Consider the following 15,040-nt stretch of genomic DNA (forward strand, 5'->3'; position numbering starts at 1 on the left):
CCAAGATAATAAAGATTATGAAGCTAGCTCATTCAGGTGAGTAAATTTATAATTATGCTTTTTTAATGCGAAGGCAAAATTTTCGTAAGCATAAGCTTCATCAGATAAGAAACCGGTAAGGTTTTCTTTGGTCATTGTTTTTAAGTTCATGTCACAAGCCGCATCAACATCTTTAGCTCTGAATGATGTTATCCGGCGAGCGTATGGATAATAAATGGCTTCTACTTCATAGCCAGCTGGAGCTATGGCTTCTCTTACTAAGGTTATTATTATACCGTCGTTAGTTTCAGGCATTACCCAAGGTGTAAGAGCATCACCAAAGGCAATAGTGATTTTTTGTTGAGCAAAGGAAGGCAGGGTAAATAACAAACTGATGATTAATAAAAATAGTTTTAGCGGCATATGTTAGTTAATAAGGTAATAAATAAGTAAAATAAGTACAGACGAAAAATAGACGAAAAATAATTTTTCACTGGTGTTTATCAAACAAGTAAATTTTTGCTGACACGATACGTCTGAACTAGGTGACTTTACTTTTAAAGCTTTAGCGGCGTATATGCTATACTTCCGATAAGTTAACCGCTTTTTATTCTTAACAATTTATCTCTAACTACAAGGCTTGCTATGAAATTAACAGCTTTTCAGTCAAAAACATTATTGATACTTATCCCCTTAATATTATTATCATCGACAGCGATTTATTTCTATGGCGCCAATGAAACTACTTTGCCAAAAATGACAGTACAAGAGAAAAAGGCTCGCTTTAAAAATTTAATTATTCCTGCAATAGACGAAGTTTATGATGAACTTATGGTTCAATATCTTGACGTTTCAGAGTCACTTAAGTCAGGTAGTGATAACGATATGATAGAAAAACTGAAAATAGAATATAAAGCCAAAACTGATAACGAACTGTTAATGGCGCTTAAACCTCACCCTAAAAGTATTGCTATTGCACAAGCGGCAATGGAGAGTGCTTGGGCAACCTCTCGTTTTTTTAATAAAGCTAATAATATTTTTGGTGTTTGGTCATTTGATGAAGATGAACCTAGAATCGCGGCACTGAAAAAAAGGGGAGATAAAACCATTTGGTTAAAAAAATATCCTTCTGTTAAAGCTTCGGTAAGAGGTTACTATCGAACCCTTGGGCGTAGTGCCGCCTTTAAAAAGTTTAGAGAATTGCGACTAAAAACTGATAACCCCTACTCTTTAGTTAAAAAGTTAGACCGTTATTCTGAGAAGGGTGCAGAATATGGTGATGAATTAACCTCTATTATAAAGTTTAATAAATTTAATACTTATGATTAACATACGGTTAAATTTATCAATGTCGTCATACTAATAAAACAATAAAATTGACGGGTGCTGCTAATAAATACAAATCAAAAATTGGCGTTTATTTATAAGGTTACGCCATTTTTTGCAGTGAATTTGCTTCTTTTCCTTTCATCGACAAGCGCCCGTTATTAAATATTCTGATCAGTTTCCGCTTTTTATTCAAGGGAGGCTGATTTAAAGCATGCTGAAGTAGGTATTCGTTATCTTCATCGTGCTCAATTTTATTTTTTGTTATCCTGCATAATACCTGCTCAACGTTATCCCCATTACTCGTAAAGACTTCAGCAAAGTTTATATCTTAGCTCCCCTTTATAATTCTGATAATCGATAGGCATTTAACCGTGAATCTAAGCAGGTTCTCAAACGATAAATTTATCTGGCGCAGACAAATTTCTGCTGTGGTTACTTCGAAAAAAGGATTCTGACAACACATTGCATGAATCTTGTGTCACTCTATCTCAAAACCTTGTAAGGGTAACTTTATTATATTTGAGCTTATAGGGTTTTGAAGTATATATTTGCGCTAATATATCTTTAACAACACTTAGGATACAAAACCCCTTAGCTAGAAAAATTTTAAAGTGGCCTAAGGTATCAGTGTTACCCCTTGATGTTTAATCATTAGCCTAAAAGCACCGGGAGTTATCCCGTAGCGGCGTTTAAAGTGCCGGTAAAAATGACTTAGATTACTAAAGCCCGAAGCAAAAGCAATTTCGGTTATATCGGTGTTGGTACTAGCAAGGTTTTTAGCAACGGCATCACAGCGCAGTTTTAAAAGGTATTCAATAAAACTGAAACCGGTGTGCTGGCGAAATTGGCGAGCAAAATGACTTCTTGATAGATTAACTTGCTTTGCCACCTTATCTAGAGTGATATCCATAGTGTAATTATTGTTGATCCAATCTTGAGCATTGGTCATTCGCAAAGATGATTGTGCATTTGCTTGCTGCTCGTAACCGGCATTGCTGATATGGTTCAGTAATAGTCGTAAGTAGAGATTTTCTTTTAAACAAACATTTAATGGTGAGCTCGATATGGGTTGTATTTCGAGTTCATTGGCAATTTTTTGCATTCCTTGCGTGCTGTGCTGGCTGCTTGAATTGAGATTGTTTGTTAGAAATCCTCCTTTAGATAACGTTTTTAAATACAAACTGTTGGCGGGTGTTGACAAGTTATCAAAGGACGGGGGAGCAATACATGCAAACAGTAATTTTGTTTCGATGTTTTTATCTGTCGTGATTGAATGTTGATATTGAGCAGGGATAAAAACGGAATGTCCGCTTAAAAGTTGATGGCTTTCGTCATTAATCGTTATGCTTACAGCACCTTTTAAACAAACGACAAACTCATGAAGGTTATGCTGGTGTTGCTCGATATCTCGACGTAATACAACACTGGAGGTCCAAAGCATCAAAATAGTCCGATAGTATAATTATGTGGTTCAATCGTATGCGACGCTGGGCAATAAAGCTATTAAAATAATATATACTTAGCACTATTGTACTATTGATTGCGGTCATCACGAATAAATCTTGATAGCGATTTATAGTACAATAGTTGGCTTTAGGCTTTTATCTTAATGGGGAAAACTATGATTGTTGTACACCACCTTAATAATTCACGTTCGCAGCGGGTGCTTTGGGCTTTAGAAGAGCTTGGCGTAACTTATGACGTTAAGCGTTATGAGCGAGACCTAAAAACAAATTTAGCGCCTAACACTTTAAAGAAAGTACATCCATTGGGTAAATCTCCAGTGATCACTGATGGTGGCATTACTGTTGCTGAGTCTGGAGCCATTATTGAATACCTTGCACAAACTTATGGTGGTGATGATTTTACTCCCGATATTGGCACAGAAGCACATCGCCAGTATATTTACTGGTTACATTTTGCTGAGGGAACATTGATGCCACAATTATTACTAAAAATTATCTTTGAAAAAATATTGAAAAGTACGATGCCATTTTTTGTTAAGCCAATTGCTAGAGGGATTGTGAAAAAAGTAATGAAAGGCTATGTTGGGCCAAATATTACCGGGAACTTAGACTTTATCGAAAGCCATTTAAAAAATAATCAGTGGTTTGCTGGAGAAGAATTATCGGGTGCTGATATTCAAATGAGTTTTCCTCTAGAGGCTTGGGTTGCCAAAAGTTCAAATGATAATAACTACCCAGAAATTACCGCTTACGTTAAGCGTTTTCAAGCCCGTTCAGCCTATCAAAAAGCCCTTAAGTCTGGAGGCAATTACGATTATGCTTAATAACGACTTATCATTATGGCGTTGTTAATGTTTGGATATTTACCCGGGATGATTATTCATTGTAGCTGTTACTGATAGAATAAATTCAGCTACAATCAATCTTCATCAGCAATATATAGAGAAAAAGGCCAATAATCTCTTGAAAATTTTAAAAATCAGTCTGTTTATACTGCTAAGCGTAGTCGTTTTATTTACCAGTTATCTTTATGTTAATCAAGCAGCTGATAAGTCTGTCGCTGAACTCAGCAAGCGCTGGGCTGCTGAACCATCACAATTTATGCAGATTGCCGGTATGAATATACATTTAAGAGATGAAGGACCAAAATCAGATGAAGAGCCTATTGTCTTAATTCATGGTACGAGCGCGTCACTGCATACATGGGATGGCTGGGTTGACGAACTAAAAAAACAACGCAGAGTTATTCGCTTTGATTTACCTGCCTTTGGTCTGACCGGCCCCGATCCTAAAAATAATTACACTATTGAGCATTATGCTGAAGTTGTTATTGCTGTGTTAAATAAGTTAAAGGTTAAAAAAAGTGTATTAGCAGGTAACTCTTTAGGCGGGTATATTGCTTGGGCTACCGCAGTGTTATATCCAGAGCGAGTCTCTCAAATAATTTTAGTCGACGCGAGTGGCTATCCTTTTAAGTCTGAATCTTTACCCTTAGCCTTTAAATTGTCTAAAAATCCAATAACAAGCCGGTTATTAAAAAATGTTTTACCTAAATCATTGGTGAAAAAAAGTGTTGAGAATGTTTATGGAAACCCTGACTTAGTCACCGGTGAATTAGTTGACAGGTACTATGATTTGGCGCTTCGTGAAGGAAATCGTAACGCTCTAAAAGAACGCTTTAAGCAGACGGTACCCGGAGATTTAGCCAAAAAAATCTCAACAATAAATGTACCAACGCTTATCATTTGGGGAAGAAAGGATAAGCTCATCCCCATCAAGCTTGCGATGAAATTTAAGAAAGATATTATCAACAGCCAATTAGTTATCTTTGATGATTTAGGGCATGTACCTCACGAAGAAAACCCTCAGGCAACAGTAGCAGTCGTTAAACAATTTTTACAAGATAATAAGTCTCAATAATCATTGCTATAACGCCAACTGGAATTTAGTGTAAGCCATTAACGATATCGTTAATGGCTTTTTTGTAGTAGATAGCGACCAATATAAGACGTTGTAGCTCACTGTCAAAGCGCTTATCTTGACGAGAACATAATTCAGTAACCACTTTAATTACCTTTGAGTAGTTGCTTGTGGCTAAGGGCTGTTGTTTACTTTCAATCTCTATTAAGGCCAATAATGCGGTAAGTTCGTGCGGCGCTAGCGAAATTAAACTTTGATTAGACGATAAATAAACTTCAATGGGGGTTAAATTTTCGAGGTCACGCTGGCACAGTGCATCACGTAAGGTATTATTGCTGCCAAATAACATCATTGAACGTAAATAAATAAAGGGTGGGGTATTGGCGGCTACTTTATTGCCAGCGAATAAATAATGTAAAGCATTGCGCTGTCTGTGATCTGTTTTTGTAAAGTTGTCTTGTACCTGAAGGGCAGGGGTAAAAAAACTCAATGTGTCGTTTGTTTTAATTTGTGCGATAAGCGCAACAGGTAAAATTTTACTGGCTATTAATGTCGTGGTTAATTGTTGATAAAAATCAAACGATGCGACTTGCGCTATTCCTTGTTGAAATAGATAAGCTAATTGAATGATATTTTCTGACTCACTTGAAGCTAAATAATGTTGGCGTAAATCATTATCGTCATCTGCTGACAATAAAGCGATGAATGTCTGCATATTTTCCTTCATTGTAACCCTTGTTTAATACAAATAATTGGCTCAGTGTATACTCTAATTGTTTTGTTGTGTGGTATTTTTAAATAATAAAATTGTTGCAGCTATTATCGCTTGGTAAGCCAAGTTATTAAAAACCTCAGGCGATGTTTAAGCGTTATTATCATAAGGCTTATTGACAGTTTTTAGGCGTTAGCTAACCGGTTAGCATTATCTGCACTCAGTGTTTACATCGACGCTTTTTATCACACGGAATAGAGAAAACCTGACTTTTATTATCCTTCAATACTCTTTGTTTTTTTTATTAATTTACAATGGAAGTTAAACAGCTGTTTTTCGCCATATCTAGCTAAAACAAGTGGTGCATAGTTGATATATAATCTATCAAGTAAATTTTACCGCCTTATCCAAGTAAATAATGTAAAATAGCCTGACTTTTATCGGGTCAATGGGCTGCTTTGTCTACATTATTATATGCACCTTGTTAAAATTATTTTTGTCCCCGTTATTTTAATGTCTAGTGACTGGCTCGCGCTTTTAGCAATGACTTATTGTTAAGCGCCTAAAGTAAGTGTTTTATTTACAGAAATTTAGCCGGGCTTTTCAAGTAATAGCCTGATCTGTTAACTAAGCCTTGATGTCAGTGGTGATTGCGACTAAGTTACGCTCAAGCAACTTGCTAAGCACGCCTCTTCCAGTAAATGATTGAATTAATCACTATAAGTAGATCCTATGAGCAATACTTTTACCAAACTTGTTAGCCAATTAACGCATTCATTAGAGCAAGAAGACGATCAAGAGCTGCTGATTTCAATAGAGAAATACCATCCGGCTAAATTGGGTAGATTACTCGAATCACTACCCAATAAATATCGCGATGATTTTTGGAGTTTGATCCCGGTAAATTACAAGGGTGAAGTCTTACTCTCTGTACACCGCGAACTGCGCCAATTTCTGATTAAAAAAACCAGCGAAGCTGATTTACTTAAATGTTTATCGACGCTTCAAATGGATGAGTTAGCCGACATTGATGCTGATTTACCATTACCTGTAGTAACCGCTATGGTTGAGGCCATGGATAGTCAGCGAAAAGAGCGTTACCAGACAGTGGCCTCTTTTCCTGATAATACAGCCGGCGGTATGATGGATGTTGACGCTACAGCGGTTAGAAAGGATGTTAGTCTTAAAGCCGTCTATCGGTATTTGTGTAAGTTAAGAAAAAAAGAAGGTATGTTGCCCGAACAACTTGACCAACTGGTTGTTGTTGATAGGAATAACAAGGTACAAGGAACCTTATATCTTAGTGATTTGGTTTCAATGGACAATAGCTTGTCAGTTGGCGACGTAATGAAAAATGATGTGCCCTTGATTGACTCGTTACAATCGGCCATTCAGGTTGCACAAATTTTCGAAGACCATGATTTAATCTCTGCGCCCGTTGTAGATGAAAATAATTTTTTGTTGGGGCGAATAACGGTTGATGATGTTATCGATGTGCTAAAACATAATTCAGAGCAGCGTTTATTGGCCTCCGCCGGCCTTAATGAAGAACTTGATATGTTTGCCCCTGTTTCTCATATTTCTTTTAATAGAGCTATTTGGCTGGGCACCAATTTAATCACCGCCTTTGTTGCTGCTTGGGTCATTGGCTTTTTTGAAGCATCAATAGAGCAACTTGTCGCGCTCGCGGTACTAATGCCCGTAGTGGCAAGCATGGGAGGCGTTACAGGTAGCCAAACGTTAACTGTAGTTACGCGCGGTATTGCACGCGATTTAGTCAGTAGTGCCAATATTGTTTCGCTAACCATTCATGAATTAAAAGTCTCTTTTATTAATGGCATATTATGGGCTGCAGTGGTCTTTTTAATTACTATTTTATGGTATGACGATTGGCAGTTAGGGGGCGTTTTTGCGCTGGCTCTTTTTGTTGTGAGCCTTACTGGCACGCTTTCAGGTGCGCTTATTCCTATAATATTGAAAAAACTGGGTGTAGACCCAGCCATTGCGGGCGGTGTAATTTTAACAACCATAACCGATGCGGTTGGTTTTTTAATCTTTTTAGGTACTGCGACTTATATTTTGATTTAATTAGCCTTACTTTAATCATCAGCAGAAGGCCAATAAGCCGCACCCTGGTGCTTATGTAAACTACTTTTATCACTGCCGTCGAGAAAATTCGGTACTTTAGTGCCGAGTAGCTCATAAATAAGTTTGACTGTCCCAATTGGATTTACCTGTTACTATGGCTATTATTAACTTTAGTTAACAATGTACTTAATCACCCCCTGTTTAAGTACTTAATAACAAAACAGTGAATGACGAAAAAATAAACTGAGCGATTATCACAATGCTTTTAAACATTGATTGATAAGTCGATCCTATACTAAATTTTTATGAGAAATAACACTTGAACAACGTCCATATACCAACAGTTATAACTAAAACCTTATGGTTAATCCTGTTTTTTTTACCTCAGTTATTAATGGCTGAAGAAATAAGTGTCGTCACAAAAAAAGAAAAATCTATTCTAGAGAAAAGAGAACAAGCGCTTTTGCAAACAACCGCTAACCCTTTTTCTATTTCGCAACATAGATTAAATTACCTACTGCCAGTCTCCTATATTAGTAAGCCAGGTACTCGCACGGTTGAAGAGTTAACTAATGATAATGTTGATAATGTAGAGGCTAAATATCAAATTAGCATCAAGTTTCCTATATATTTACCAACGACTGATGCTTCAGGTCTGTACTTTGGTTTTACCGCAGTATCGTATTGGCAATTGTACAACAGTGAGGCATCTAAACCTTTTCGAGAAACCAATTACGAACCTGAATTATTTTACAGCTGGCAACAGAATCACAGCATATTAGGCTTTGAGTTTAATCAAGTTCAGTTTGGCATCAATCATCAATCCAATGGTCAAAGTGGTCTTTCATCGCGCAGTTGGAACCGAGTTTTTGCGTCGTTAGTGTTTAGTGACGAAAGTGCTTTTTATTATATAAAAGCTTGGCATCGACTAGCTGAAGATGAAAAAGAAACACCACTTTCTGTGATTGGTGATGACAATCCAGATATTACAGGCTACCTTGGGCATATGGAATTTGGTGTTGGTACTCAGCTAGGCAAATTCAACCTTTTCACTGCGGTGCGAAATAATCTTAAATTGAGTGATAATAAAGGTAGTGTCGAACTAAATCTTTCTTATTCATTGACTGAAGGTTATGACTTTTTGATACAGTACTTTAATGGTTATGGGGATTCACTTATCGACTATGACCGTCATCAACAACGCATTAGTTTGGGTATGCAAATGAAATTTTTATAAGTAATGCAACGCCATCAGGTGTAATTGCCCACTCTTGCTGAACCATTAATTGTTATCCCACGCTTAAGTTTGTCGAAAGTTTGGGCTGCAATGTTTAATAGTATAAAATCCCCCTCGCTTAAAGTTATGACTTTAAGCTTGCATCACTGCACCAGCCCATTATCCGGAAAAAATATCATGCGAGTCGCTGTTTCTCAATTTGCCACCACTTTGGATGTTCAAGAAAATCAAGTAACCTGCCTGCGTATGATAAATGAGGTGGCCGTCTGTCAGCCAGCACTCATAGTGTTACCTCAATTTTGTAATACACTTTTTTGCCATACTGAACCAGTGTACAAGGACCGTAGTCAGGCTTGGCATCAAGCTTTAGACATTGACGGTCCTTTTCTACTGGCTATTGCACAGCAAGCCAAAAAACATCACTGCTACATAGTCATAAACGTTACTTTAAGGCGAGATGCTGCAAGTAGCTGCTCACCTGAACAAAAAAAGGATGCGATTAAAGCCGGTGTTAGTATAACCACTTGTTTATTTTCGCCGTTTGGGCAACGCCTTGACCAAGTCGATAAACAAAAATTAGAAGGTCATGAAAATGATTTTTTTATTAATGCAAATCAGGCGTCTACGTTAACTTTAACGCCGCTAGCAAAAATTGGACTGCTAATGGGGAGCGACACGATGACCTTTAACACCTCTCGTGAATTAGCTTTACAAGGTGGGCAATTATTCTGTAATTCAATAAGCACATTTGCCCACGATCAAAGTCACTTACATGATCCAGCTCGAGCATGTGAAAATAAAGTGTTTTTGGCCACAGCAAATAAAATTGGTCGATTGTCAGCAACGGGCTCTCTAAGTGGCGCAGGTCATAGCCAAATAGTTTCTCCTGAGGGTAAAGTACTCGCTAAAATGAACCATAATGAAGCAGGTTTTGTATTTGCTGATATTGATTTAGAAAATTCAGCGATAGCACCAAATAACAAATGCCGACCTGATGGCACTGATGTCTTTATACAACGACGCCCTGAACTTTATCAAGCGCTAACATTACCGATAATCAAAGTGGCTAAGCATGTGAATAGTGACAAGGTTCCCGAAACGGCGAATGTCGCAATATTTGCAACCTATAAGTCTAATGAACAAGCCATTGAAGATGTTTGTTTTTACATTGAAAACAACCTCAGTGATATTATTCAATTGCCTGAGTTATTTTTTATTGCAGATAAAACCATAACGAATAATGCTGAGCAACTCGCCGATATAGCCTCTTTGAGTAAACAACTCATTATACAAATCAGCTCAGTACTTAGACCTTTTCAATATGTGTGTACTAGTTTAGTGATTGATGGCGCACATCAGGCGGTGTTAATAAGCGAACAAGGCTTATTGGCAACACAGCAGCAATTACACTTTTGCCAACGATACCAGTGGACACCACTTGGAGATGCGTTAACTCTTGTAGAATTACCGTTAGAGCAAGGTAATATCAAGCTTGTTATGCTAACAGCTGATGATGCCACCATACCTGAAATAGTCAACGTAGCGGCGTTGAATCAAGTTCACTTATTACTGGTGCCTTTTGAAATTCAAGAGCCAGGTGAGGTTGAATATTGCTTGTTATCGCGTGCCGCAGAAAATAGAATTTGTATTCTTGCCGCGAGTCGTGAACAGAGCTTCGCTGCGGGCTGCTTATCGGTCGATTCACATAGTGATAACGCCAATAAAAAGGCCAATAAAAAGAAACAAAAACTACAAAAGTCTACGGGGTTTATTGCCAATTTAAGCTCAGGCGCTACCTTAATATCTGAACGCATGTCAGCTAAATTTACTGGCTATATTAATCAACCATTGGTTAAACACCAACAGGGAAAAATTACCAAAGCATTAGTCCATCCTATTGCCAGTTGCTCTAAGTGATGGTGGGTGCTCACTAAGTATGAATGCACCATCATTGTAGGATTTATTGCCAGTGAATATCATTATTTTATTTTTTGTAACGTAAACCATAACCGATGGGGAAGAGTGGTTTGGTTTTATTTTTCTTCTTTTCTGCTGAGGTTTTTTTGGGCCAAGAAAAAGACAGCTTTCCCTGAAAGTTAAACTCGCCAAAGAGCATGTCACTAACACCTTGGCCTTCCGAGCCAGGAAGCCAAGCAGCAATGAATGCTGCTGACTTATCTAATTCGTCATTAATGATTAATGTTCTCCCTGAGATCAAAATAACAACCAGGGGTATGCCCTTATCACTAATATCTTTTATCAATAGATAGTCTTCTGGGTGTAACTGTTTTAATGCTAGTGAGTTGCCATAGGGCGCTGAAATATTTACTTGACCGTTTATTTGTGACCCTGCTTCTATAATAAGGTTTTCACAATCTCTGATATCACCATGGCCTTCTGCATACGGGTACTCACCGATAACCACCACAGCGATATCATGATCTTTTGCCGATATTGCTGAAACATCATTATCACGGTTTAATACCGCATTGGGCGCAATTGCTGAAATACCTTGCCAGACAGAAGTGGCTCCCTCAAATTGATCGTTTCCTGATACACCTTGCCAATCAATGGTGAACCCCCCGCACTGATGACCAATATTATCAGCATTCTTACCCGTAACTAAAATACGAGCCTGCTTTTTTAAAGGCAGTGTGTTTTTCTTGTTTTTTAACAGCACAAGTGACTTTCTGACCGCTTCTCGTGCAATATTCCTATGCGCACTAGCACCAAAACTAACATCATTTGCCCAAATCCTTTCACTGGGACGAGGCGAATTAAATAAGCCGCTGGCAAACTTTATTGACAATATCCGGCGGACGGCGTCATTAATTCTTGATATAGGCACAGTTCCTAATTCAACATGGTTATGCAGATGGTGAATAAATTGCTGCCAGTTTTCGGGCAGCATAAACATATCGATGCCAGCATTAACGCCTTGAGCAACCGAGAGATAAAAATCATCACAGAGGTAATCAATACCATTCATGTCAGAAACAATGAAACCAGAAAAATTCAATTGTTGTTTTAGTACATCCGTGAGCAGATACTTATGACCATGGCACTTGTTGCCATTCCAACTATTAAATGACGCCATAACGGTCATTGCCCCCGCTTTTAAAGCGCTTATATAGGGGCTAATATGGGTATTGTTGAGTTCTTGCCAAGAAATATTAGCATCACCTTGGTCAATACCATGCGTTGTAGCTCCATCGCCAACCCAATGTTTGACACAAGCGATAACGCCTTCACCAGAAAGCTTTCCGTGAAGACCGTTGATAATTTCACTTGCGTATTGATTAATTAATTCTGGGGTTTCAGCGTAGCTTTCATAGCTGCGACCCCATTGATTATTTTGTGCAACAGCGAGGTTGGGTGCAAAGACCCAATCGACGCCACTCGCTAATACCTCTTTTCGTGTGACTTGTGCAATACGTGCTATTAAATCAGCATCGGCGGCAGCACCTAAACCGATATTGTGTGGGAAAATTGTTGCTCCCTTAAGATTATTGTGACCGTGTATGGCATCAACACCATAGAGTAAGGGGATTGCTAAGTGATTTTCGTCACTAACCATTGATGCTTGCCAATAGCTATCGGTTGTTTTTAGCCAACTGTTAAGGTCATTATTTTCGGGCAATGAACCAGCGCCACTCAATACCGAACCTAAATGGTACTTTCTGACATCATCGGGCGTACAGCTCAGTCGTTCCGCTTGGGTCATTTGTCCAATTTTTTGTGCTAATGTCATTTTTGACATTAGCTCATCAACTTGTTTCTTTATTGACGGCTGACTAAGTAGTGGCTGCATAGTATTGAGTTATCCTGACATTATTTAATTTCTTCATTTTGCCAATTTTATTTTAATGTCATTTGAGTGAGCTAAGCAGGCATGTAAAACGCTCTATCTACATCCTTAGCGTTGCTTAGTTGCTGACAAATATTTACAGGTATTACATCTCTCAAATGAAATTAAAAATATAAATTTAAACGGTTAAGTAATCCTAGCCCTATTATTTATAAATTAGTTTACTCTAACAGACTATTACGAATGTAAATTGATACAACTAAAATACGGTAGGGTGGACTTATTTTGAGGTTATTGGGATTTTATCAATTTTTCAGTAAAGACTTTTATTGGACTTTTGAGCCAGTAGAAAAAATTATATCAATTGAAAAAGCTCATTGTGACCATTTCATCGCCCCACAATGACCGACTCATCGTTTTTATATTGTTTAAGATTTACAATTATATAGTGTCGAATGACCTTTATAATTGAAACCTTTCACTAAATTTTAATTAGGCTAAAGTTTCATTCAATAATCATTTTTAACGGAATAGCGCTTTATGAGTACGCAAGAACATTATCAAACCGCGACTGAAGATAAAATTTCCACGCTAAGAAAAATTATCTATGGCTTTGGCGCTTTCGTAAATAACTTATTAGGTGCGGCAATTGGTACTATGACCATAGTGCTTAACTTGGGTTTAGGTATGAATCCAGCTTTAGTGGGTTTGTTAGGTGCATTACCTCGTTTGGTCGATGCCTTTACCGATCCGCTAATGGGGTATATTTCCGATCACACAAGATCAAAGTGGGGTAGACGCAGACCTTATATATTTTGGGGCGCTATTGTCGCAGGTATTACTTTTGCCTTGTTATGGCAATTACCGAGAGGCCAGAGTGAAGAATTTTACTTTTGGTTCTTTTTAATTGGTTCTATCATTTTTTATCTAGCCTATACTATTTTTGCAACACCATGGGTCGCATTAGGCTATGAATTAACGCCTGATTATCATGAACGTACCAGCATCATGGCTGTGCAGAATTTTATGGGCCAATTTGCGTGGTTATTTGCACCTTGGTTCTTACTGTTTATGCAAAATGAATCGCTGTTTAGCGATATGATTGAAGGTGCCAGTTGGTTGGCGGTAATTATTGGGCTATTTACTATTATTGTTGGTATTTTACCGGCAATATTTCTAACTGAACGCTTTACACCCATAGCGACTTCAAAAACGATTATTGACCCGAATGCACCACCAGTAAAACCAAGAAGCTTGAGTTATGCCGTTGCTGATTTCTTTAAGGGCTTTTTAATTACACTTAAATTTAAGCCTTTCCTTAGTTTATGTGGTGCAACCTTTTTAGTGTTCAACGGCTTTATGATGGTTTCAGCTTTCCAAAGTTACGTGATTATTTATTATGTCTTTGGCGGCGATCAAGCATTAGGTGCTGAATATGTCGGTTGGGCGGGTACGGTGTCATTTATTTCAACGTCTTGTGCTATTTTTATTGTTACTAAATTATCAAGCTGGTTAGGGAAGCGAAATGCTTTTTTCATAACCATTGCCATTTCTATCTTTGGTTATGCACTTAAATGGATTTGTTTTACACCGGATAATCCAATGCTAGTGATTATTCCACCGATATTTTTCTCTTTTGGTTTAGGCGGCTTGTTCACCTTAATGGGATCTATGGTTGCTGATGTCTGTGATCTTGATGAATTAGAAACCGGTGAACGACGTGAGGGTATGTTTGGCTCAATTTATTGGTGGGTTGTTAAATTAGGCTTGGCTGCGGCGATGGCAGCTGGTGGATTTTTACTTCATGCAACAGGTTTTGATGTTGCGTTAGCTGGAGCTCAATCTGCTGATACGCTGTTTTATATGCGCTTAGCTGATGTACTTGTGCCTGTATTTTGTTCAGTGGTTGCTATTTGGATGGTCGCTACTTACCCGATTACTGAGAAAATGGCTCATGATACCCGTAGTAAACTTGAGGCACGTCGAGGAAAAATGGCGGCCGAAGTGAATGACTTAGATAAAAATACTGACGGTGCTACGCCAGCCTAAGGCACTTATAAATTGTATATCTACATAGTTAACCATGTAGATATACAAGCCGCTTTATTTTTGTGAGATCTTTATTTTTTAGTTAAAATAAATACGAAATAAAATAAAGCTATTGTTTTTAAATTATTGTTTTAAATGAAGTTAAAGTAATTTTTTGTATGGGTGATAACAAAAGCTTATCATGAGTATTTGTTTATATCCCTTATCCATTTCAACTTTTCCGATCCCCCCTTTGACCGTGTTTTGATGCTGTTTGACCAATAATTGTGCTAAAAATATTCAAGTCTGAACATGACTATTTTTAGGATGCTCGACAGTAAGATAATTCAAAAATGCAGAATTAGCGCTTATTGATATAAGTGCAGCTGTATTGTTTATCTTTTGGGATCGTTATAAACCAAATTATTCATTAAGCTGGTTAATCATTGACTTAATTGAATATTTTAATAGAA

Annotated in this window: 11 protein-coding genes; 7 read left to right on the forward strand and 4 right to left on the reverse strand. The window is 37.7% G+C overall.

Features of this window, described 5'->3' with window-relative positions; all coding sequences use genetic code 11:
* Positions 1-15: 15 nt before the first annotated feature.
* Positions 16-402, reverse strand: a complete 387-nt coding sequence (locus H4J67_RS03295; RefSeq protein ID WP_182202873.1) for a hypothetical protein — start codon at positions 400-402, stop codon at positions 16-18.
* Positions 403-624: 222 nt separating this feature from the next.
* Here H4J67_RS03295 and H4J67_RS03300 point away from each other — a divergent pair, with 222 nt between their 5' ends.
* Positions 625-1,308: a glucosaminidase domain-containing protein gene (locus H4J67_RS03300; protein WP_182174421.1), complete on the forward strand. Its 684-nt coding sequence runs from the start codon at positions 625-627 to the stop codon at positions 1,306-1,308.
* Between the two features lie 616 nt (positions 1,309-1,924).
* Here H4J67_RS03300 and H4J67_RS03305 read toward each other — a convergent pair.
* Positions 1,925-2,749: an AraC family transcriptional regulator gene (locus tag H4J67_RS03305; RefSeq protein ID WP_182174424.1), complete on the reverse strand. Its 825-nt coding sequence runs from the start codon at positions 2,747-2,749 to the stop codon at positions 1,925-1,927.
* A gap of 180 nt (positions 2,750-2,929) precedes the next feature.
* Between H4J67_RS03305 and H4J67_RS03310 the strand changes: the two genes are divergently transcribed.
* On the forward strand, positions 2,930-3,598 hold the full coding sequence (locus tag H4J67_RS03310) for a glutathione S-transferase family protein (RefSeq protein WP_182174428.1): 669 nt from the start codon (positions 2,930-2,932) through the stop codon (positions 3,596-3,598).
* Positions 3,599-3,737: 139 nt separating this feature from the next.
* Complete coding sequence (locus H4J67_RS03315) at positions 3,738-4,694, forward strand: alpha/beta fold hydrolase (RefSeq protein WP_259368466.1); 957 nt, start codon at positions 3,738-3,740, stop codon at positions 4,692-4,694.
* A 25-nt stretch (positions 4,695-4,719) separates the two neighbouring features.
* Here H4J67_RS03315 and H4J67_RS03320 read toward each other — a convergent pair whose 3' ends face one another.
* Positions 4,720-5,409, reverse strand: coding sequence for a hypothetical protein (locus H4J67_RS03320; RefSeq protein ID WP_182174431.1), 690 nt, complete (start codon positions 5,407-5,409; stop codon positions 4,720-4,722).
* Between the two features lie 729 nt (positions 5,410-6,138).
* Here H4J67_RS03320 and mgtE point away from each other — a divergent pair.
* The 3 genes from mgtE (at position 6,139) to H4J67_RS03335 (ending at position 10,648) form a co-directional block, all read left to right on the forward strand.
* A complete protein-coding gene (gene mgtE, locus H4J67_RS03325; protein ID WP_070374140.1) occupies positions 6,139-7,494 on the forward strand; it encodes a magnesium transporter in 1,356 nt (451 codons plus the stop codon).
* A 319-nt stretch (positions 7,495-7,813) separates the two neighbouring features.
* Positions 7,814-8,731 (forward strand): phospholipase A, encoded by a 918-nt coding sequence (locus H4J67_RS03330; protein ID WP_259368467.1) that lies wholly within the window; start codon positions 7,814-7,816, stop codon positions 8,729-8,731.
* A 24-nt stretch (positions 8,732-8,755) separates the two neighbouring features.
* Entirely contained in the window at positions 8,756-10,648 is a 1,893-nt protein-coding gene (locus H4J67_RS03335) for a nitrilase-related carbon-nitrogen hydrolase (protein WP_259368468.1), read from the forward strand.
* 67 nt (positions 10,649-10,715) lie between these two features.
* On the opposite strand, the gene H4J67_RS03340 is transcribed toward H4J67_RS03335, so the two are convergent.
* Positions 10,716-12,542, reverse strand: a complete 1,827-nt coding sequence (locus H4J67_RS03340; protein WP_182202874.1) for a glycoside hydrolase family 3 protein — start codon at positions 12,540-12,542, stop codon at positions 10,716-10,718.
* 537 nt (positions 12,543-13,079) lie between these two features.
* Between H4J67_RS03340 and H4J67_RS03345 the strand changes: the two genes are divergently transcribed.
* Positions 13,080-14,588: an MFS transporter gene (locus tag H4J67_RS03345; RefSeq protein WP_182174437.1), complete on the forward strand. Its 1,509-nt coding sequence runs from the start codon at positions 13,080-13,082 to the stop codon at positions 14,586-14,588.
* The last annotated feature ends 452 nt before the right edge of the window (positions 14,589-15,040 follow it).

The organism is Colwellia sp. BRX10-4, from assembly GCF_014077465.1.
Classification (GTDB): Bacteria; Pseudomonadota; Gammaproteobacteria; order Enterobacterales; family Alteromonadaceae; genus Colwellia_A.